Raw genomic sequence first — 19,859 nt, 5'->3', positions numbered from 1 at the left:
GCAGCGATGCGCGACGGAGAGCCGAGTTCCTATCCCAGCCTTGGCAAGACCGCCCGCCTCTGGTGGCGAATCGGATGTCTCTCCTTCGGCGGCCCGGCGGCGCAGATCGCGCTGATGCACCGCGAGGTGGTGGAGGAGCAACGCTGGGTGGGCGAGGCCCGTTTCCTGCACGCCCTCAATTTCTGCATGCTGCTGCCGGGGCCGGAGGCGCAGCAGCTCGCCACCTATCTTGGCTGGCTGATGCACGGCGTCCGCGGCGGCCTGCTGGCCGGGTTGCTGTTCATCCTGCCCGGCGCGGCGGTGATGCTCGCGCTGTCCTTTCTCTATGTCACGCTCGGCCGGGTGCCGGCGGTCGAGGCGCTGTTCTTCGGCCTGCAATGCGCGGTGCTGGCGCTTGTGGTGGAGGCGTTGCTAAAGGTGGCGCGGCGCGCGCTGCACGGCACGCTCGCCCTCCTGCTGGCGCTCGGCGCGTTCCTGGCGCTGTTCGCCTTCAACCTGCCCTTCCCGCTGGTGGTGGGCACGGCCATGCTGCTCGGCGCCGCCTTTCCCGCCACCTTCGCGCCCGCCGCCGGCGCCGTGTCGGCATCCGGCCCCCCGGCCATGATCGACCGCCTGCTGGCCGAGGAGCCGGGCCGGCCGCAGCGCATGGCGCGCAGCGCCCGCCGCACCGGCTTGGCCGTGCTGGCGCTCTGGGCGTGGTCCGTGGCGCTGCTGATGGGCACCGGGCTGTTCGGCGATGTCGCCTGGTTCTTCGCCCGCATGGCCGTGGTCACCTTCGGCGGCGCCTACGCGGTGCTGGCCTATGTGGCGCAGGAGGCGGTGGAGCATTACGGCTGGCTCTCGGCCGAGGCGATGCTGGCCGGCCTCGGCCTGGCCGAGACGACGCCGGGGCCGTTGATCCTGGTGCTGCAGTTCGTGGGCTTCCTGGCTGGCTGGCAGCAGGGGCCGGTCAGCGCCGTGGCCGCCGCGCTGCTGACCCTCTGGGTCACCTTCGCGCCCTGCTTCGCCTGGATCTTCCTCGGCGCCCCCTTCATCGAGCGGCTGCACGCCATGCCCCGGCTGCGCGGCGCCCTGGCCGCGGTGACGGCGGCGGTGGTCGGCGTCATCGCCAACCTGGCGGCCTGGTTCGCGCTGCGCCTGATCTTCACGGAGCGCACCCCCTGGCAGGCCGGCCCTCTGCGGCTGGAACTGCCGGTGCCGGCCAGCCTGGACCTGGCGGCACTGGGGCTGGCGGTGCTGGCGGGAATCGCCCTGCTCGGGCTGCGCATGGGCGTGGCCAAGGTGCTGGCGCTGGCGGCGCTGGCCGGGCTGGCGCTGCGGCTGGCGGGGGGCTGAGCAGGGTTGCGCCGCCCCTGGAACGGCGTTAAGGCGGAGCCGATTTGCTGCGCCGCACAAGGCGCCTCCTCCCGGAGAGACGACAAGTCCGATGTAGGCCGACGCCAGCCCTGATTGATCCGCCGCGTTATGCCGCGCCAGACTGGCGCGTCCTACGCCGTGCGTGGCTGGCGCTCCTTTCGTCCCCGCTTCCCGGAAGTTCCCCTTCATGCTCAATCCCGCGCGGCTGCGCGCCGAATGGTTCGGCAATGTCCGTGCCGACCTGCTCTCCGGCCTCGTCGTCGCCCTCGCGCTGATCCCGGAGGCCATCGCCTTCTCGATCATCGCCGGCGTCGATCCCAAGGTCGGGCTCTACGCCTCCTTCTCCATCGCCGTCATCACCGCCATCGCGGGCGGGCGCCCGGCCATGATCTCGGCCGCCACCGGCGCCATGGCCGTGGTGATGGTCAGCCTAGTGAAGGACCACGGGCTGCAATACCTCTTCGCCGCCACCATCCTCACCGGCATCCTCCAGGTGCTGGCCGGCGCGGCGCGGCTCGGGCGCGTCATGCGCTTCGTCTCCCGCTCGGTGCTGACGGGCTTCGTCAACGCGCTGGCCATCCTCATCTTCATGGCCCAGCTGCCGGAGCTGATCGGCGTGCCGGCGCTCACCTACCCGATGGTGGCGGCGGGCCTCGCCATCATCTACCTGCTGCCGCGCCTGACCACGGCGGTGCCCTCGCCGCTGGTCTGCATCATCGTGCTGACGGCGCTGGCCTGGGCGCTGGGACTCGACCTCCGCACCGTGGGCGACATGGGCGCCCTGCCGGACGCGCTGCCGCACTTCTTCCTGCCCGACGTGCCCTTCACCTTCGAGACGCTGCGCATCATCCTGCCCTACTCCGCCACGCTGGCGGCGGTGGGCCTGCTGGAATCGCTGATGACGGCGGCCGTGGTCGACGAGATGACCGACACCGGCAGCCAGCGGAACCGCGAATGCGTGGGCCAGGGCGTCGCCAACTTCGCCACCGGCTTCCTGGGCGGCATGGCGGGCTGCGCCATGATCGGGCAATCGGTCATCAACGTCCGCTCGGGCGGGCGCACGCGGCTCTCCACCCTGGTGGCGGGCGTGGTGCTGCTGTTCCTGATCCTGGCGCTGGGCGACCTCGTCCGCCGCATCCCCATGGCGGCGCTGGTGGCGGTGATGATCATGGTCTCGATCAGCACCTTCAACTGGGCCTCGCTGCGCACCCTGCTGACGCATCCGCGCAGCTCCTCGGTGGTGATGCTGGCCACCGTCGCCGTGGTGCTCGCCACGCACGACCTCGCCAAGGGCGTGCTGGCGGGCGTGCTACTCAGCGGCATCTTCTTCGCCGGCAAGGTGCGGAGGATGTTCAGCATCTCCTCCACCCTCTCGGCCGACGGGCGCGAGCGGCGCTACACCGTGCTCGGGCAGGTGTTCTTCGCCTCGGCCGAGGATTTCATCGCCGCCTTCGACCTGAAGGAGGATCTCGCCCGCGTCGTCATCGACGTGCGGCAGGCGCATCTGTGGGACATCAGCGGCATCGGCGCGCTGGACCGCGTGGTGCTGGGCTTCCGCAACCGCGGCGTCGAGGTGGCGGTGGAAGGGATGAACGAGGCCAGCGCGGCCATGGTCGAGCGGCTCGGCGTCCATGACAAGCCGGGGGCGACGCTGGCCGCCGGGCACTGAAGCGCCAGGGGGCGCCGCCCCCTGGACCCCCGCCGGGGGGATGGTATCCCCCCGGACCCCGCCATCAGGGGGTCAGCACCACGCGGCCCACGGCCTGGCGGTCGCGGACCATCGCCATCGCCTCGCGGAACCGCTCCAGGGGCAGCGCGGCATGCACCTCCGGGCGGAGCTGGCCGGCCGCCCACCACGTCATCAGCTGCTCCCACAGCGCGCGCACGCGCGGCGCGTGGGCGCGGCGGTTGTCGCCGGGCGACCAGCCGAGATAGGTGCCCCAGTTCAGCCCGGCCACGCCGATGTTCTTCAGCAGCAGCAGGTTCACGCCCAGCTGCGGAATGGCGCCGCCGGCATAGCCCAGCGTCAGCAGCGTGCCGCCATCGGCCAGGCAGCGCAGCCCCTCGTCGAAGGCCTCGCCGCCCAGCGTGTCCAGCACCAGCGCGACGCCCTCCCCGCCCGTGGCAGCCCGCGTGGCCTCGCGGAAGGGCGCGGCGCTGTCCAGCACCACATCGGCGCCGCGCGCATGCAGCATCGGGTGCTTGGCGGCACCCGCCCGGGCGATGACGCGCGCCCCCACCGCCCGCGCCACCTCCAGCGCGGCGAGGCCGACGCCACCCCCCGCCCCCTGCACCAGCACCCACTGCCCCGGCTCCAGCCTTCCGCGCCAGAGCAGGGCGGAGGCGGCGGTGGGGTAGCTGATCGGCATCGCCACGGCGGCGGCGGCCTGCGGGCCATCGGCCAGGGTGGCGGGCAGCGGCACCACATGGATGTCGTCCGCCACCGCCTCCTCCGCCATGCCGCCCCAGTCCAGCGCCGCGAAGACGCGGGTGCCGGGCGGCGGCGCCACGGCGTCCGGCGCCGCCTCCAGCACCGTGCCCACCACCTCGGTACCCGGCACGAAGGGCAGCGGCGGCCGGCGCTGGTACTTGCCCGCGACGACAAGCTGCTGCGCGAAGGAGACGCCCACCGCCTCCACCCGCAGCCGCACGCCCGCCGGCCGCAGCGGCGGCGGCGGGATCTCCTTCATCTCCAGCGCGTCGAAGTCGCGCCAGGATTCGCAGACGATGGCGCGCATCACGGAGTCTCCTTCATTGGGCCTCGATCTTCGCGTCGCGCACCAGCTTGCCCCAGCGGGCGTATTCGGCGCGGGTGAAGGCGGCGAAGGCCTCGGGCGTGTCGGCCACCGGGTCGGCGCCGAGCGTGGCGAGGCGCTCGCGGGCCTCGGGCGTGGCCACCGCCGCCGCCACCGCCTGCTGCAGGGCCTGCACCACCGGGGCCGGCGTGCCGGCCGGCGCCCAGATGCCGTACCAGGTGGCGATCTCGTAGCCCGGCACCCCTGCCTCGGCCACGGTGGGCAGGTCGGGGAAGGCGGCGACGCGGCCGGCGGTGCTCACCGCCAGCGCCCGCAACTGCCCGTCCCGCACCGCGCCGGCGCTGCTGGGCATCGAATCGAACATCAGCTGGATGTTGCCCGCCAGCAGGTCCGCCAGCGCCGGGCCGGAGCCGCGATAGGGCACATGCGCCATCTGCGTGCCGGTGAGCTGCTTGAACAGCTCCCCCGCCAGATGCGGCGCCGCGCCGATGCCGGAGGAGCCGTAGGCGGCCCGCCCCCCGTTCTGCTTCAGCCAGGCGATCAGCTCCGGCACCGAGCGCACGGGCAGGTCCTTGTTCACCACCAGCATCAGCGGCACGCGGGCGATGTTCGTCACCGGCTCGAAGGCCGCCAGCGTGTCGAAGGGCATCTGCGGGTTGAGGTGCGGGATGATGACGTGCAGCGAGGCGTTCACCAGGAAGGTGGCGCCATCCGGCGCCGCCCGCGCCACCTCGCCGCTGCCGACGATGCCCGAGGCGCCGCTGCGGTTCTCCACGATCACCGGCTGCGGCAGGCGCTGCGAAAGCTGCTGCGTCACCACCCGCCCCAGGATGTCGGTCGGCCCGCCCGGCGGGTAGGGCACGACGAAGCGCAGGGGGCGCGTGGGCCAGCTCCCCTGTGCCACGGAGGCGGCGGGCGGCAGCGCGGCGAGCATGGGCATGGCGGCGAGCGCCGCCCTGCGGGTGATGCGCATGGATGGAGGTTCCCTTCCCTATTTTCTTGTCTCGTCCCACCATCGCCGCACGATGAGGGAGGAAATGCAATGGACCACGGGCTGAAGCCCTATCGCGGGCTGCGCGTGCTGGATGCGGGCCAGGGCATCGCCGGGCCCTATTGCGGCATGCTGCTGGCGGCCGCCGGCGCCGATGTCATCAAGCTGGAACCGCCGGAAGGCGACTGGTCGCGCGGCCTCTCCACCCGGCGCGACGGTCAGTCGGTGATGCACACCACCTTCAACCGCGGCAAGCGCAGCGTGGTGCTGGACCTGAAGTCGCCCGAGGGCCGCGCCGCCGCCAGCGCCCTCGCCGCGCGGGCGGACGTGCTGATCGAGGCGTTCCGCCCCGGCGTCGCCGCCCGCCTCGGGCTGGGGCCGGAGGCGACGCCGGAGAATGCCGTCTGCCTCTCCATTTCCGGCTTCGGCCAGACCGGCCCCTATGCCGAGCGGCCCTGCACCGATTCGGTGGCGCAGGCCTATACCGGGCTGGTGGCGCTGAACACGGGCGCCGACGGCGCGCCGCACAAGGTGGGCTGCCTGGTGGCCGATGTCGTCACCGGCATCTCCGCCTTCGCCGCCGTGCAGGCCGCTCTGGCCCAGCGCCAGCTCGACGCGGCGCCGCGCCGCCGCGTGCTGGACATCTCGCTGATGGCGGGCACCGCCGCCCTGCTGGCCATGCCGATCGCCGAGGCGGGGCTGCTCGGCCAGGCGCCCGCCGCGCTGAACGTGCCCGCCGGCAGCTACCGCGCCGCCTGCGGCAACTGGGTGATGGTGGCGCTGGTGCGCGAGGCCGAGTTCGTCGCGCTCTGCGGCGCCATCGGCCGGCCGGACCTGCCGCAGGACCCGCGCTTCGCCACCTTCGCGGACCGCGACCGGAACCGCGACGCCCTGCTCCCCCTGCTGCGCGAGATCTTCGCCCGCGAGAGCGTTGAACACTGGCTGCGCGCCCTGCACGCCGCCCGGCTGCTGGCGGAGAAGGTGAACACCCCGCTGGACTGGCTGGCGGACCCGCATGTGCGGGCGGTTGGCGCGGCGCCGATGATGGCGCAGCCGGAACTGGGCGAGATGCCGATGCCCAGCCTGCCAGGGCTCGGCGCCTGGGTGGCGCCAGCGCCGGCATTGGGGGCCGATACGGCGGCGGTGCTGGCGGAACTGGCGGCAGCCTGAACAACAAGGCCGGGGGAATGAATTCCCCCGGGCCCCCTTCTTTTTTCTTCGAGTCAGGATGTCAGCTCGGCCACCGTCACGCGGTCCTCGGCCACGGGCCAGAGGCGGGCGGCCACGCGCTCCTCATTGAACTGGGCGACCACCGTGCGGCCCAGTTCGGCCACCGGGCGGCGCAGCGTCACCGTCGCCACGCGGGCCAGGCCCAGGGGCACCTGCTCCGGCTCCCGGCCATCCAGGATGATGGCGTCGCGCGGGCGGGCGAAATAGCCGCGCGGCCGGGTGAACAGCAGCACCGCTCCCGCCGCGCGGTCCTCGGCCGAGATCGGCCGCGCCGGGCGCAGATGCACCACCTCGGAAGAACGCGGGAAGGGCGAACGGTAGAAATGCGTAACCGGATGGCCGGGCGCGGCCACCTCAAACTCCAGGGTCCAGTCGGGGGCCACGGCCACGGGGCCCCAGCGGCCATCCTCGCTCGTGGTGCGGCAGTGCAGCGCCTCGCCCGTCCGCGCGCCACTCTCCGGGTCGGTGCGCCACACCGTCACGGTGGCGCCGGGCAAGGGGCGGTTGGTCTGCACGCCCTCCGGCGTGCCGCTGACGATGCCATCCAGCACCGGCCGCGCCTCGGGCACGATCGCCAGCCGCTCCGGCTCCCGCCCCGCGATGAAGCGGTAGATCTCGCGGAAGGCGCGCGGGTGGTAGGCCACCTCGCGGTGGTCGAGCTGGCCCAGCACCAGGTTGGTCGCGCCGCGCAGCGCCGGCCCCGTGGCGTCGATGCCGGTGGGCGTGCCAGGGCGGCCATAGGCGGCGCCGTCGGACTGGGTGTAGACGTCGTTGCCGTCGCTCCGCAGGGTGAGGAAGGCGGTGCCGGGCACCACATCGGTCTCGCCGCCGTTCAGCCGGCGCAGGAAATCCGAGCGGCCGTTGAACTCGCGGTTGCGGTTCCACTCCCAGTCATAGACGCCCCGGTTCGGCGTGCCGCACAGCACCGCGTGGGAGACCTGCGGGGCGCCGCCGCCATGCACCACGAAATCCCGGATCGGGTAGCCGCCACGGCTGTTGCCCACCAGCGCAACCCGCGCGGCCCCGGTGCGCTGGCGAAGCGCCACCACGGCCTCCTCCACCGCGCGGCGGAAATCCTCCGTGCCGCTGCGCCGGGGCTGCGGGATGGCGTCGTCGTCGCGCGCCAGCGGGTCGGGCAGGTTGAGGGCGGCGAGGCACCCGCGCGGCCAGCCATTCGATTCGAAGCGCCACAGCGTGGTCATCCACAGCGCGGCGTGGTCGCCATTCCCGTGGATCAGCAGCACGGGGGGCGGCTCCGCCGCGGTGGCAGGCTGCGCCAGGGCGGGGCGGGGCAGGCTCAGGCGGGCGGCCAGCGGCGCCATGGCGGCCGCCAGCAGCAGGTCTCGGCGTTTCGTTCCCATGCCGCGAAGTCTAGCAGGCGCGCCGCCGCCGCCCAGGGGGAGCAACAGGGGGTGCCGCCTCAGCCCGGCGCGGGCGGCTCCACCTCCAGGGCGAGCAGGTGGAAGGAGAGCGACTTGCCATGCCCGTCCAGGTTCAGCGCGCCGTTCACGCCGCCCTGCAGCACATCCTCGATGACGAAGTTGAAGGCGCCGAGGCCCGGCAGGTCGTGCCGCCGCACGGCGCTGGCGCCGCGATGCGCGAAATGCGCCAGCACCCGCGCCTCCGTCACCTGCGCGGCGAGATGCGGCCAGTCCTCCGCGCGGTGGGCGATGAGGGCGATGTTCAGGCGGTTGCCCTTGTCCCCCGCCCGGGCGTGGGCGAGGCGATACAGCGGCACGGCGCTCATGCTTCCAGCTCCAGCAGGATGACGCGGGGGGCGAGCCGCTCGCGCGGCACCAGGAAGGAGAGGGTGCGGATGCGGTCCACCACCCGCGTGCGCACGCCACCGCCGCCGGCCGGGCCGCAGCAGTAGAGGGAGAGTACCTCGCGCACCGCCCGCTCCGCCTCGGCGCGGGTCTCGGTGGCCACGGCGAGGCGCAGCCGCAGATCGGCCGGCGCCAGATCCCCGGTGCCGGCCGGCACCCCGTCATCGCCGGCGAAGACGCTGACCACGCCGATCAGGTCGAGCCGCGCCGCGGCCTCCAGCCCCAGCATCCGCAGCCGCTCGCGCAGGGTGCGGCCGGCCAGTTCGGCGCGGGCGCGGGCATTGGGGCCGGCATAGGAGATCTCGCCCTCGCCCAGCCAGCCGCCGGGCAGGCTGACCGTGGCCTTCAGCTGCTCCGGACGTGGCCGCCCGCGCGCGCCGGCGACCCGCACCCGGTCCGGTGCCTCCTCGGTGATGCGCACGCCGGTGATGTCCAGCACCACATCGGGGGTGAGGTAGGCCGAGGGGTCGTGCAGCTCGTAGAGAAGCTGCTCGGTCACGGTGCGGCGGTCCACCACGCCGCCGGTGCCGGCGGGCTTGGTGATCAGCACCGCGCCATCCGCGCCGATCTCGGCGATGGGGAAGCCGAGCGTGGCCATCCCCGGCACGTCCTTCACCCCGGGGTCGGCGAAGTAGCCGCCCGTGATCTGCGAGCCGCATTCCAGCAGGTGCCCGGCCATGGTGCCGGCGGCGAGGCGGTCCCAGTCATCCTCGCTCCAGCCGAAATGCGCCAGCATGGGGCCGAGCGCCAGGGCAGGGTCGGAGCAGCGGCCGGTGATCACCACCTGCGCGCCGCCGCGCAGCGCCTCGGCGATCGGCGCCGCGCCGAGATAGACATTGGCGGCGATCACCCGTGCCGGCTCCAGCACCGCCCCGGCATCGCCCTCCCAGGGGTCGAGGTCGTCCAGCGCGTCCGTGCCGCGGATGTCGTCCCCCTCCACCACGCCGATGCGGAGCGCGGGCAGCCCGAGCTCCCGCCCCAGCGCCAGCACCGCCTGCGCCGCGCCGCGCGGATTGGCGGCGCCGCCATTGGTGACGATGGGGATGCCATGCGCCACGCAGCGCGCCAGGATGGGCCGCAGCAGGTCGATCAGCGCCGGCTCGTAGCCGGCCTCGGGGCGGTGCAGCCGCTCACGCTGGGCCAGGGCCAGGGTGCGCTCGCCCAGCACCTCCAGCATCAGCGCGGCCGGCCCGCCGGCGGCGATCAGCGCATCGACCACTGGCCCGGGCGCGTCGATCCGGTCGCCGGAGAAGCCGGAGCCGCAGCCGATGCGGAGGAGGGTGTCGGGAGCCATGCCTGCCGCCCTCAATCCGCGCGGGCGCCGGAGACGCGCACCACCTCGCGCCACTTGGCGATATCGGCCTCCAGCCAGGGGCGGAACTCGGCGGGCGCCATGCCCACGGGCTGCAGCCCCTGCTCGCGCAGCTGGGCGCGCAGCTCGGGCGAATCCAGCGCCGCCTTCAGCGCACCGTAGATCCGGTCCCGCACCGGCGCCGGCAGGCTGGCGGGGGCGAACAGCCCGTGCCAGGCGGCGACGTCGAACTCGGCGATGCCCTGCTCGATGGCGGTGGGGATCTCCGGCGTCAGTTCCAGCCGCGCGGCGGAGGTGGAGGCCAGCGCCCGCAGCGTGCCCTCGCGCACGAAGGGCAGCACCGCCGTCACCTGATAGACGATCATCGGCACGTTGCCGGCCATCACGTCGGTCACCGCCTGGGCGCCGCTGCGGTAGGGCACGTGCTCCAGCGGCGCGCCGGTGCGCAGCTTCAGCAGCTCCCCCGCCAGGTGGCTGGAGGTGCCGTTGCCGGCCGAGGCGTAGCTCACCCCGCCGCGCTGCTGCTTCGCCCAGGTGATGAACTCGGGCAGCGTCTTCGCCGGCACCTTGGGCGAGATCACCAGCAGGTTCGGCGCCTCCGTCACCAGGGAGATCGGCGTGAAGTCGCGCAGCACGTCGTAGGGCATGTTCGGCATCAGCGAGACGTTCACCGAATGCGAGGCGATGCTGCCCATGCAGAGGGTGTAGCCGTCGGGGGCCGCCTTCGCCACGCCGTCGCTGCCCACCACGCCGCCGGCGCCGGCACGGTTCTCCACCACCACGGGCTGGCCCAGCGTCTTCGACATCGGGACGGAGACGAGGCGCGTCATGATGTCGGTGCTGGTGCCGGCGCCGAAGGGCACCACCATGCGGATGGGGCGGCTCGGCCACGCCTCCTGCGCGCGGAGGGCGGGCGCCGCGAGCGGCAGGGCGGCGAGGCCGAGGCCGCCGCCCAGCAGGGCGCGGCGGCGAAGCGTGGGGTGGGTCATGGTGCCGTCTCCAACCGGTTGGGGCTCAGCCGGCCCCTTCCCGGCCATCTCGCCGTGCCGCCGGCCATAAGTCCATTGAGTTTTTCCTGGCGCAGTCATAGGGAAAAATTATGAGCTACTCCCTGCGGCAGATCCGCGCCCTGACCATGGCGGTGGAGACAGGCAGCTTCGGCCGGGCGGCGGCGCGGCTGCACGTCTCGCAGCCCGCCCTCACCCTGCAGATCCGCGCCCTCGAGGAAAGCCTCGGCGTGGCGCTGTTCGACCGCTCGGCGCGCGGGGTGCGGCCCACCCTGGCGGGGCAGGCGCTGGCGCTCTCCTTCCAGCGCATCCTGGACGAGCTGGAGACGGTGGTGACCGGCGCGCGGGAGCAGGCGCAGCGGCGCTCGGGCGTGGTGCATCTGGCGGTGCTGCCCTCGGTGGCGGCCAACCTGCTGCCGGGGGCGCTGGCGCGGCTGCGGGCCGCCCATCCCGGCATCCGGGTGATGGTGCGGGACGCGGTCGCGCGGCGCGTGGCGGCGCTGGTGAAGGCGGGCGAGGCGGAGCTCGGCATCGGCCACGCCGCCGGGCCGGAGCCGGAGCTGGAGGAGACGCCGCTCTTCGAGGATTCGCTGGTGGCGGTGCTGCCGCCCGGCCATGCCTTCGCCGCCACGGCGAACCTCACCCTGCCGGCGCTGGCCGCCGCGCCGCTGGTGCTGACCGACCCGGAGAGCAGCCTGCGCGCCCTGGTGGAGCAGGCCTTCGCCGCCGCCGGCCTCAGCGTCCGCCCGGCCTACGAGGCCACCTACATGAGCACGGCGGTGGCGCTGGTGCGGGCCGGGCTCGGCATCGCCGTGCTGCCTGCCACCGCCGTGGAGCTGCGCGTGGCGCCGCTGCTGGAGACACGGCCGATCGACACGCCGCTGCTGCGGCGGCGCATCGTGCTGCTGCGCCGCCGCGGCGCCAGCCTCTCCCCCGCCGCCGAGGCGCTGGCGGAGGTGCTGGCCGGCTGATCAGCGGTCCTGCGGCATGCCCTCGGGCACGATGGTCTTCACCAGGGTGGAGTCGAGCGACTCGTAGTCGTGGTAGCCGATGGTCTCGTACAGCTCGGCGCGGGTCTGCATCCGGTTGATCATCTTGTGGGTGCCGCCATCCCGCGCGATGGCGGCATACAGCTCCTCCATCCCGCGGGCGGCGACGCGGAGCTGGCTCACCGGCCAGATGACCATGGAATAGCCCATGGCCTCGAATTCCTCAGCGGTGAAGAAGGGGGTGCGGCCGAACTCGGTCATGTTGGCCAGCAGCTTCACCCCCGGCATGCGGCGGGCGAACTCCTCGAACATCTCGCGCGTGGTCAGCGCCTCGGGGAAGATCGCGTCGGCGCCGGCCTCCAGGTAGAGCTTCGCGCGGGCCACGGCGCCGTCCATGCCCTCGCTGGCCGCGGCATCGGTGCGGGCGATCAGGTAGAGGTGGCGGCGCGCCTTGCGGGCGGCGGCCACCTTGGCGGCCATGTCGCGCGCATCGGCCAGCTTCTTGTCGTTCAGGTGGCCGCACTTCTTGGGCAGGAGCTGGTCCTCGAGGTGCACGGCGGCGGCACCGGCCTCCTCGAAGCTGCGCACCATGTGCATCACGTTCAGCGCCTCGCCATAGCCGGTGTCGCCATCGACCAGCACCGGCAGGGCCGAGGCGCGCGCCACCTGGCGGATGTGCCAGGACACGTCATCGACCGTGATCATGCCGAGATCGGGCAGGCCCATGGTGGCGGACATGGCGGCGCCCGACATGTAGAGCGCCTCGAACCCCGCCTGCTTCGCCAGCAGCGCCGCGATGCCGAGATGCGCGCCGGGCATGCGCAGGATCTGCGGCCGCTCCAGCAGCGCGCGGAAGCGCTGGCCGGCGGGGGCTTCGGGCAGGTCGTCGGCGATGACGTAGGGCATGGGCGGTTTCCTCTCGGGCGGTCTCAGAAGAACAGGAACGTGACCAGGACGAAGGTGGGCACCAGGAACACCAGCGCCCAGCCGCAATAGCCGAAGAAGCTCGGCATGCGCACGCCCTGCTCCTCGACGATGGCCTTCACCATGAAGTTGGGCGCGTTGCCGATATACGAATTGGCGCCCATGAACACCGCGCCGCAGGAGATGGCGGCGAGCGTCAGCGCCCCCTGCCCCATCAGCGTGGCGGCGTCGCCGCCCGCCATGTTGAAGAAGACGAGGTAGGTCGGCGCGTTGTCGAGGAAGGAGGAGAGCGCGCCGGTCAGCCAGAAATACATGGCCGGGAGCGGCTGGCCGGCGGCGTCCGAGGTCAGCGCCACCAAGCCGGCGAACGGGCCGTGGGCGCCGGCCTTCAGCATGGCCAGCACCGGCGCCATGGTGAGGAAGATGGCGGCGAACAGCTTGGCCACCTCCAGGATGGCCCCCCAGGTGAAGCCATTGGCCTCGCGGATGCGCGCCGGCGTCAGCCAGACCGAGGCGGCGGTGATGGCCAGGAACAGCGCCATCGCCACCACCCGCTCCAGCCCGATCGGCTGGCCGAGCAGCGAGATCTCGCCCGGCAGCCACACGCCCTGCATCAGCACGCCGGCCACCACCGCGCCGATCAGCGCCACGTTCACCCAGCCATCGATGCCGAGCTTCTCGCCGGGCGGCGCCTCGGCATGGTCGGCATGCGTCGCGCGCTCGGCGGCGGGGGCGATCGGCGCCTTGCGCTCGCGCCCGTAGGCCAGGGTGTCGATGACCCAGTACAGCGCCAGCAGCAGCGCGGTGCAGAACAGGAAGGGCGCAAACAGGTTGGTGGTGGGCCAGAAGAAGCTCACCCCCTTGAGGAAGCCGAGATAGAGCGGCGGGTCGCCGAGCGGTGTCAGGCTGCCGCCGATGTTGCTGACCAGGAAAATGAAGAAGACGAAGCTGTGCATCTTCCGCTGCCGCCCGGCGTTGGCCCGCAGCAGCGGCCGGATCAGCACCATCGAGGCGCCGGTCGTGCCCATCAGGCTGGCGATGGCGGTGCCCACCGCCAGCAGCGCCGTGTTGGTGCCCGGCGTGCCGACCAGGTTGCCCTTCAGGAGCACGCCGCCGCCCGTGGTGTAGAGCGCGAGGAGCAGGGTGATGAAGGGCAGGTATTCGCCCACCAGGACGTGCGTGAACTCATGCCAGGCGTGACCGGCGCCGAAGGCCAGCGCGTAGGGCAGCAGGAACAGCGCCGTCCAGCCCGCGGCGATCTTGCCGTAGTGGTGATGCCAGAGATGCCCCGCCAGCAGCGGCATCAGCGCGATGGAGAGCAGCACGCCGGCAAAGGGCAGCGCCCACAGCGCCGAGAGGGCCGGCGCCGCGTGCTCCGCCGCCCCCGGCCCTACCGCCTGCACTGCCCCCTGGGCCGCCAGCGCCGGGGCGGCGGCCATCAGCCCGACCAGAATCGAGGGCAGCGCCGCCCCCACACGCGCGACCCCGCGGCGCGACCAGACCCCCGGCATCGACCGTTTCCTTCAGATTCGGGCGGCCGGCCCCAAGGGCGGCCGCGGCAATTTTCCCGGCCACCGCCCCTACACCAGCCCCGGCCGGGGCACCACCCGCCCCCGAACACACCATCGGCCGCGCCACCCTTCCCCCCGGCGCCGGCCCGCCTTAGCTTCCGCACAGCAGAGAGGGAGAGTCGCCATGGAGATGACCGGTGAACGCCGTATCGAGGCGCCGCGCGAGACGGTCTGGGAGGGGCTGAACGACCCCGAGGTGCTGCGCGCCGCCATCCCCGGCTGCGAGTCGGTCGAGCGCACGGGCGATGACAGCTTCCAGGCACGGGTTGCCGTGAAGATCGGGCCGATGGCGGCGAAGTTCACCGGCAAGGTGCAGCTCACCAACATCAACCCGCCCGTCTCCTACACCATCGGCGGCGAGGGCAATGGCGGCGCCATGGGCTTCGCCAAGGGCGGCGCCGACGTGGCGCTGGAGGAGCAGGGCCCGACCACCACCCTGCTGCGCTACAACGCCAAGGCGCAGGTGGGCGGCAAGATGGCGCAGCTCGGCGCCCGGCTGATCGACAGCACGGCCAAGCAGATGGCCGACCAGTTCTTCGACCGCTTCGCCGCCATCGTCTCCACCCCGCCCGAGGCGGCGCCCACCCCCGGCTCCGCCGCCGCCGGCGCCCCCCCGCGCCCCTCGCAGGAGCCGGACCTGCCCCCCGGCGCCGTGCCCACCCCCGCCCGTGGCACCGAGGTGGGCGACGCCGCGCCGGTGGAGCGCCTCGGCGCCGCCACGCTGATCGGCGCGGGTCTGGCCGAGCATGCCGGCGAGACCCCGCCCGGCGGCAAGCCCGCCACGCTGCAGACGGGCGGCCACACCAGCCACGAGCGCGCGCCGAAGCGCGGCTATGCCACGCCGGTGGCCGCGCCCTCGCCCGGCCTCTCCATCTTCCAGCTTCTGCCGGCCGAGATCATGGGCCTGCCGCTGCTGTTCTGGGGCGGCTCGGCGGTGTTCCTGGTGATCCTGTTCCTGCTGTTCGTGCTCGGCTGAGCCATGGCGCCGATGCCCGCCTCCTCCCCGGCCTCGCCGCCGCCCGGTTCCGCCTTGCCCGGTTCCGTCGCGGAGACGGAAAGGCTCCTGGCCCTCGGCGGCTATGTGGCCGACCGCGCGCTGGCCACCACCGTGCATCTGGCGCTGGTCATGGGCCGCCCCCTCTTCCTGGAGGGGGAGCCGGGCACCGGCAAGACGGAGATCGCCAAGGTGCTGGCCAGCGGCCTCGGCCGCCGGCTGGTGCGGCTGCAATGCTATGATGGGCTGGACCTGCAGGCGGCGGCCTATGAGTGGAACCATGCGCGCCAGCTCATGGCCATCCGCCTGGCCGAGGCCGCCGGCGAGACGCAGGGCGAAGCGGGCCGCGCCCGGCTGGAGGCCGGCATCTACGACCGGCGCTACCTGCAGGAGCGGCCGCTGCTGGCCGCCCTCTCCGGCCCGCCCGCCGTGCTGCTCATCGACGAGCTGGACCGCGCGGACGAGCCCTTCGAGGCCTTCCTGCTGGAGATCCTGGCCGATTTCCAGCTCTCCATCCCGGAGCTGGGCCCCGAGCACAGCCCCGTGCGGGCCGAGACGCCGCCCATCGTGGTGCTGACCAGCAACCGCACGCGGGAGGTGCACGACGCCATCCGCCGCCGCTGCCTCTACCATTGGGTGGACTACCCGGATGCGTTGCGCGAGCGCGCCATCCTGGCCAGCCGCGCCCCCGGCCTGCCGGAGGCGCTCTCGGCGCAGGTGGTGGCCTTCGTGCAGAAGCTGCGCGGCGGCGATTTCTTCAAGCTGCCGGGCGTCGCGGAGACCATCGACTGGGCCAACGCGCTGCGCGCCCTGGACGCCACCGAGCTGGAGCCGGTGCTGGTGGACGAGACCCTGGGCGCGCTGCTGAAGTACCAGGACGACATCGCCAAGCTGCGCGGTGCCGAGACGGCGAGGCTGGTGGAGGCGGTGAAGCAGCCCCCCGCCCCGGCCATGCCCTTCTGATGCCCGGAGCGGTGACGGGCCGCCTTCCGGCATGAGCGGCGCGCCGCCCGCCGGCGCGCTGGCCGCCAACCTGCTCGGCTTCGGCCGGCTGCTGCGGCGCGCCGGCCTGCCGATCGGCCCGGCCGAGATGCTGGCCGGCGCCGAGGCGCTGACCCGCATCGACCTCGCCGACCGCCGGCAGGCCCAGGCGGCGCTGCGTGCCACGCTGGTGCACCGGCACGAGCACCAGCACCTGTTCGACCACGCCTTCCGCCTCTGGTGGCGCGACCCCGAGGCCGGCCGCCACGCCGCCGCCATGGACGCGCTGAGCCAGGGCCAGCCGCCGCCCAAGCCGCCGCCGGACGGCCGGCGGCTGGCCGCGGCGCTGGGCGGCCAGGCCCCGCCGCCGCCGCCGCCGCAGAAGCCCGAGCGGGAGGTCGATGCCAGCCTGACGGTGAGCGCCAGCGAGGCACTCGCAAAAATGGATTTCGAGGCGATGGGCGCGGCCGAGCTGGCGGCGGCGCGGCAGGAGATCCGCCGCCTCGCCCTGCCGCTCGACAAGCGGCCGACACGCCGCTTCCGCCCCGACCCCGCCGGGCCGCGCGCCGACCTGCGCGCCACGCTGCGCCACGCCATGCGCCAGGGCGGCGAGGTCTCGGCGCTGCACCGCTCCCGCCGGGTGGAGCGGCCGCCGCCGCTGGTTGCCATCTGCGACATCTCCGGCAGCATGGCGCGCTACGCCCAGGTGCTGCTGCACTTCCTGCACGCCGTGACCAACGACCGGGACCGCGTCTCCACCTTCCTGTTCGGCACCCGGCTGACCAACATCACCCGCCCGCTCCGGCACCGCGACGCCGAGGTGGCCTTCGAGATGGTCAGCCACCTGGTGCCGGACTGGTCGGGCGGCACCCGCATCGGCGAGGCGCTGGACCTGTTCAACCGGCAATGGGGCCGCCGCGTGCTCGGCCAGGGCGCCGTGGTGCTGCTGATCACCGACGGGCTGGAGCGCGGCGACGCGGCCGACCTCGCCCGCCTCGCCGCCGCCACCGAGCGGCTGCGCCACTCCTGCCGCCGGCTGATCTGGCTGAACCCGCTGCTGCGCTACAGCGGCTTCCAGCCCCGCTCGCAGGGCATACGCACCATGCTCCCCCTGGTGCATGAGCACCGCCCGGTCCACAACATCGAGAGCCTGCGCGCGCTGGTGCGGACCCTCTCCGGCCCCGCGCCACGCCAGCCCATGGGCCAACCTGTCGGAGGATCACGATGAGCGACCAGGAAGACATCCTCGCCACCGCCGCCGGCTGGCTGGCCGAGGGCGAGACGGTGGCGCTGGCCACCGTGGTGGAGACCTGGGGCAGCTCGCCCCGCCCTGCCGGCTCCAACCTCGCCGTCACCGCCTCCGGCCGGATGGCGGGCAGCGTCTCGGGCGGCTGCATCGAGGGCGCGGTGGCCGAGGCCGCCCGCAAGACGATGGCCGAGGGCACGCCGCAGCTGCTCGATTTCGGCATCAGCGACGAGCGCGCCTGGGAGGTGGGGCTGGCCTGCGGCGGCAAGCTGAAGGTCTTCGTCGAGAAGCTCGAGGGGGAGCGGGTGGCGTGAAGGCGGCCTTCCTCGCCCGCCTCCAGGCCGCGCGCGCCGCCGGCCGCGCCGTGGCGGTGGCCACGCGCCTCTCCGACGGCACCCAGTACCTCCATCCGGAGGACGGCCTGCCCGCGCCGCTGGCCGCCGCCGCCGAGGCCGCGCTGGCCGCCGACGCCGCCACCAACCTGGCGCATGAGGGCGCGCCCTGGTTCATCCAGCCGCACAACCCGCGGCTGCGGCTGATCGTGGTGGGGGCGGTGCATGTGGCGCAGGCGCTGGTGCCGATGGCGCTGGGCCTGGGCTTCGCCGTCACCGTGGTCGACCCGCGCCGCGCCTTCGCCACCGAGGAGCGCTTCGGCGGCGGCGTGACGCTGGTCGACGAATGGCCGGACGAGGCCATGCAGGCCCTGGCCCCCGACACCCGCACCGCCGTGGTCACCCTCACCCACGACCCGAAGCTGGACGACCCGGCGCTGGAGGTGGCGCTGCGCAGCCCCGCCTTCTACATCGGCGCGCTGGGCAGCCGGCGCACCCATGCCAAGCGCGTGGCGCGGCTGGCCGAGGCCGGGCTGCCGGAGGAGGCCATGGCGCGCATCGCCGCCCCCGTGGGCCTGTCCATCGGTGCCGTCACGGCGCCCGAGATCGCCCTTTCCATCATGGCCGAGATCGTCGCCCGCCGCCGCGGCGCCGCCCTCGCCGACCGATAGGCCCAAGCCATGCAGTTCGGCCCCACGCCGCTCGACGACGCCCAGGGCGCCGTGCTCGCCCACACGCTGCGCCTGCCCGGCCGGGTGCTGAAGAAGGGCACGGTGCTGGATGCCGAGGCCATCGCCGCGCTGCGCGAGGCCGGCAAGCGGGAGGTGATCGCCGCCCGGCTGGAAAGCGGCGACGTGCCGGAGAACGAGGCCGCCCACCGCATCGGCGAGGCGCTGATGGGGCCGCTGCTGGCCCGCACCCGCGCCGCCACCGGCCGGGTGAACCTGCAGGCCGACGCCGCCGGGCTGCTGGTGGTGAACGAGGCGCTGGTCAACCGCCTCAACGCGCTGGACGAGAGCCTGACGCTCGCCACCCTGCCCAACCACACCCCCGTCTCGGCGCGGGAGATGCTGGCCACGGTGAAGGTCATCCCCTTCGCCGTGCCGGGCGGCGTGCTGCAGGTGGCCGAGGCCGTGGCGCGCTCCGGCCAGGCGCTGGCCATCCATCCCTTCCGCCCGCTGAAGGTGGGGCTGGTGCTGACCGAGCTGCCCGGCCTCAAGGAAAGCATCATGGAAGGCGCCGTGGAGGCGACCGAGGCGCGCATCGCGGGCCTCGCCGGCCAGCTCCTGCCGCCCGAGCGCTGCCGCCACGAGGAGGCCGCCATCGCCGAGGCGCTGGCCCGGCTGAAGCGCGCGGGGGCGGAGATGCTGCTGATCGCCGGCGCATCGGCGGTGGTGGACCGCCGCGATGTCGGCCCCGCCGCCATCGTCCGCGCCGGCGGGCGGATCGAGCATTTCGGCATGCCGGTCGATCCCGGCAACCTGCTCTGCCTCGGCCGCATCGGCACCATCCCGGCCCTGGTGCTGCCCGGCTGCGCCCGCAGCCCCAAGCTCAACGGCTTCGACTGGGTGTTGCAGCGCCTCTTCGCCGGCCTGCCGGTGGGGAGCCGGGAGATCGCCGGCATGGGCGTCGGCGGGCTGCTGAAGGAGATCGAGGCGCGGCCGCTGCCGCGCGAGGCGGCGCCGCGCAACGCCCCCACCGGCGCCGCGCCGCGCCGGCCGCTGCTGGTGGCGGCGCTGGTGCTGGCCGCCGGCCGCTCCCGCCGCATGGCGCCGCTCAACAAGCTGCTGGTGCCGGACAACAAGGGCGTGCCCATGGTGGCGCGCGTCGTCGCCAACGTGCTGGACAGCCGCGCCCGGCCGGTCATCGCCGTCACCGGCTACGAGCGCGAGCGGGTGGAGGAGGCGCTGGCCGGCCGCCCCGTGCTGATCGCCCAGACGGAGGATTATGCCGAGGGCCTCTCCGCCTCGCTGAAGGCCGGGCTCGCCGCGCTTCCGCCGGAGGCGGAGGGGGTGCTCATCTGCCTGGGCGACATGCCGCTGATCACCGGCCCGATGCTCGACCGGCTGCTCGCCGCCTTCGACCCGGAGGAGGGCCGCGCTATCGTGATGCCCACCTTCCGCGGGAAACAGGGTAATCCAATGCTCTGGTCGCGGGAGTTTCTTCCGGAAATGATGCAGATCACGGGTGATGTGGGAGCCCGCCATCTGGCCGGCAAATACGCTGACCGCGTGGTGGAGGTGGAAATGGCGGACGACGCCGTGCTGCGCGATTTCGACACGACGGACGCGCTGCGCCTCAATCCGGAGTTCGCCGGGCGGCGCTAGCCGGCCGGCCGTCTCGG

Annotated in this window: 18 protein-coding genes; 10 read left to right on the top strand and 8 right to left on the bottom strand. The window is 73.7% G+C overall.

The genetic code is table 11. The features are described from left to right. Positions 1 to 6 precede the first annotated feature (6 nt). Positions 7 to 1,335 (top strand): chromate efflux transporter, encoded by a 1,329-nt coding sequence (gene chrA, locus ACFOY6_RS00385; protein WP_379648269.1) that lies wholly within the window; start codon positions 7 to 9, stop codon positions 1,333 to 1,335. A 208-nt stretch (positions 1,336 to 1,543) separates the two neighbouring features. Next, positions 1,544 to 3,025: a SulP family inorganic anion transporter gene (locus tag ACFOY6_RS00380; RefSeq protein ID WP_379634499.1), complete on the top strand. Its 1,482-nt coding sequence runs from the start codon at positions 1,544 to 1,546 to the stop codon at positions 3,023 to 3,025. Positions 3,026 to 3,089: 64 nt separating this feature from the next. On the opposite strand, the gene ACFOY6_RS00375 is transcribed toward ACFOY6_RS00380, so the two are convergent. Together ACFOY6_RS00375 and ACFOY6_RS00370 are read right to left on the bottom strand one after the other, a co-directional pair. Next, on the bottom strand, positions 3,090 to 4,094 hold the full coding sequence (locus ACFOY6_RS00375) for an NADPH:quinone oxidoreductase family protein (RefSeq protein ID WP_379648267.1): 1,005 nt from the start codon (positions 4,092 to 4,094) through the stop codon (positions 3,090 to 3,092). A gap of 13 nt (positions 4,095 to 4,107) precedes the next feature. Further along, positions 4,108 to 5,085, bottom strand: a complete 978-nt coding sequence (locus ACFOY6_RS00370; RefSeq protein WP_379648265.1) for a Bug family tripartite tricarboxylate transporter substrate binding protein — start codon at positions 5,083 to 5,085, stop codon at positions 4,108 to 4,110. Between the two features lie 69 nt (positions 5,086 to 5,154). Here ACFOY6_RS00370 and ACFOY6_RS00365 point away from each other — a divergent pair, with 69 nt between their 5' ends. Next, positions 5,155 to 6,273 carry a CaiB/BaiF CoA transferase family protein gene (locus tag ACFOY6_RS00365; RefSeq protein ID WP_379648263.1) on the top strand — a complete coding sequence of 373 codons (1,119 nt, stop codon included), beginning with the start codon at positions 5,155 to 5,157 and terminating at the stop codon, positions 6,271 to 6,273. A gap of 53 nt (positions 6,274 to 6,326) precedes the next feature. Here ACFOY6_RS00365 and ACFOY6_RS00360 read toward each other — a convergent pair whose 3' ends face one another. The 4 genes from ACFOY6_RS00360 to ACFOY6_RS00345 are packed head-to-tail and all read right to left on the bottom strand — an operon-like array spanning position 6,327 to position 10,460. Continuing rightward, positions 6,327 to 7,694 carry a hydrolase gene (locus ACFOY6_RS00360; protein WP_379648261.1) on the bottom strand — a complete coding sequence of 456 codons (1,368 nt, stop codon included), beginning with the start codon at positions 7,692 to 7,694 and terminating at the stop codon, positions 6,327 to 6,329. Between the two features lie 59 nt (positions 7,695 to 7,753). Next, positions 7,754 to 8,080 carry an AtuA-related protein gene (locus ACFOY6_RS00355; RefSeq protein ID WP_109515333.1) on the bottom strand — a complete coding sequence of 109 codons (327 nt, stop codon included), beginning with the start codon at positions 8,078 to 8,080 and terminating at the stop codon, positions 7,754 to 7,756. Continuing rightward, positions 8,077 to 9,453, bottom strand: a complete 1,377-nt coding sequence (locus ACFOY6_RS00350) for an acyclic terpene utilization AtuA family protein (RefSeq protein WP_379634507.1) — start codon at positions 9,451 to 9,453, stop codon at positions 8,077 to 8,079. Before ACFOY6_RS00350 ends, ACFOY6_RS00355 begins: the two co-directional genes overlap by 4 nt. 11 nt (positions 9,454 to 9,464) lie before the next feature. After that, positions 9,465 to 10,460, bottom strand: a complete 996-nt coding sequence (locus tag ACFOY6_RS00345; RefSeq protein ID WP_379648259.1) for a Bug family tripartite tricarboxylate transporter substrate binding protein — start codon at positions 10,458 to 10,460, stop codon at positions 9,465 to 9,467. 110 nt (positions 10,461 to 10,570) lie between these two features. Between ACFOY6_RS00345 and ACFOY6_RS00340 the strand changes: the two genes are divergently transcribed. Next, on the top strand, positions 10,571 to 11,449 hold the full coding sequence (locus ACFOY6_RS00340) for a LysR family transcriptional regulator (protein WP_379648257.1): 879 nt from the start codon (positions 10,571 to 10,573) through the stop codon (positions 11,447 to 11,449). Here the strand turns inward: ACFOY6_RS00340 and prpB are convergent, their stop codons facing one another. Together prpB and ACFOY6_RS00330 are read right to left on the bottom strand one after the other, a co-directional pair. Then, a complete protein-coding gene (gene prpB / locus ACFOY6_RS00335; RefSeq protein ID WP_109515329.1) occupies positions 11,450 to 12,373 on the bottom strand; it encodes a methylisocitrate lyase in 924 nt (307 codons plus the stop codon). Positions 12,374 to 12,396: 23 nt separating this feature from the next. Then, positions 12,397 to 13,902: a sodium:proton antiporter gene (locus ACFOY6_RS00330; protein ID WP_379648254.1), complete on the bottom strand. Its 1,506-nt coding sequence runs from the start codon at positions 13,900 to 13,902 to the stop codon at positions 12,397 to 12,399. A gap of 190 nt (positions 13,903 to 14,092) precedes the next feature. Here ACFOY6_RS00330 and ACFOY6_RS00325 point away from each other — a divergent pair, with 190 nt between their 5' ends. From ACFOY6_RS00325 to ACFOY6_RS00300, 6 genes are read left to right on the top strand one after another with little or no spacing between them, the layout of a single operon-like run. Further along, positions 14,093 to 14,938 carry a CoxG family protein gene (locus tag ACFOY6_RS00325; RefSeq protein ID WP_245906061.1) on the top strand — a complete coding sequence of 282 codons (846 nt, stop codon included), beginning with the start codon at positions 14,093 to 14,095 and terminating at the stop codon, positions 14,936 to 14,938. Between the two features lie 12 nt (positions 14,939 to 14,950). Then, positions 14,951 to 15,919: an AAA family ATPase gene (locus ACFOY6_RS00320; RefSeq protein ID WP_379648252.1), complete on the top strand. Its 969-nt coding sequence runs from the start codon at positions 14,951 to 14,953 to the stop codon at positions 15,917 to 15,919. A gap of 31 nt (positions 15,920 to 15,950) precedes the next feature. Then, positions 15,951 to 17,165, top strand: a complete 1,215-nt coding sequence (locus ACFOY6_RS00315; protein WP_379648250.1) for a vWA domain-containing protein — start codon at positions 15,951 to 15,953, stop codon at positions 17,163 to 17,165. Beyond that, complete coding sequence (locus ACFOY6_RS00310; protein WP_109515325.1) at positions 17,162 to 17,497, top strand: XdhC family protein; 336 nt, start codon at positions 17,162 to 17,164, stop codon at positions 17,495 to 17,497. Before ACFOY6_RS00315 ends, ACFOY6_RS00310 begins: the two co-directional genes overlap by 4 nt. Then, positions 17,494 to 18,186, top strand: coding sequence for an XdhC family protein (locus tag ACFOY6_RS00305; RefSeq protein WP_109515324.1), 693 nt, complete (start codon positions 17,494 to 17,496; stop codon positions 18,184 to 18,186). The genes ACFOY6_RS00310 and ACFOY6_RS00305 overlap by 4 nt, the downstream gene beginning before the upstream one ends. 9 nt (positions 18,187 to 18,195) lie before the next feature. Then, positions 18,196 to 19,842 carry an NTP transferase domain-containing protein gene (locus ACFOY6_RS00300; RefSeq protein ID WP_379648248.1) on the top strand — a complete coding sequence of 549 codons (1,647 nt, stop codon included), beginning with the start codon at positions 18,196 to 18,198 and terminating at the stop codon, positions 19,840 to 19,842. Positions 19,843 to 19,859: the final 17 nt, after the last annotated feature.

It is taken from the genome of Teichococcus aestuarii (assembly GCF_042651065.1).
Lineage (GTDB): Bacteria > Pseudomonadota > Alphaproteobacteria > Acetobacterales > Acetobacteraceae > Pseudoroseomonas > Pseudoroseomonas aestuarii.
The sequence above is the reverse complement of the archived record's forward strand: the minus strand, read 5'-3'. Positions and strand labels throughout refer to the sequence as shown.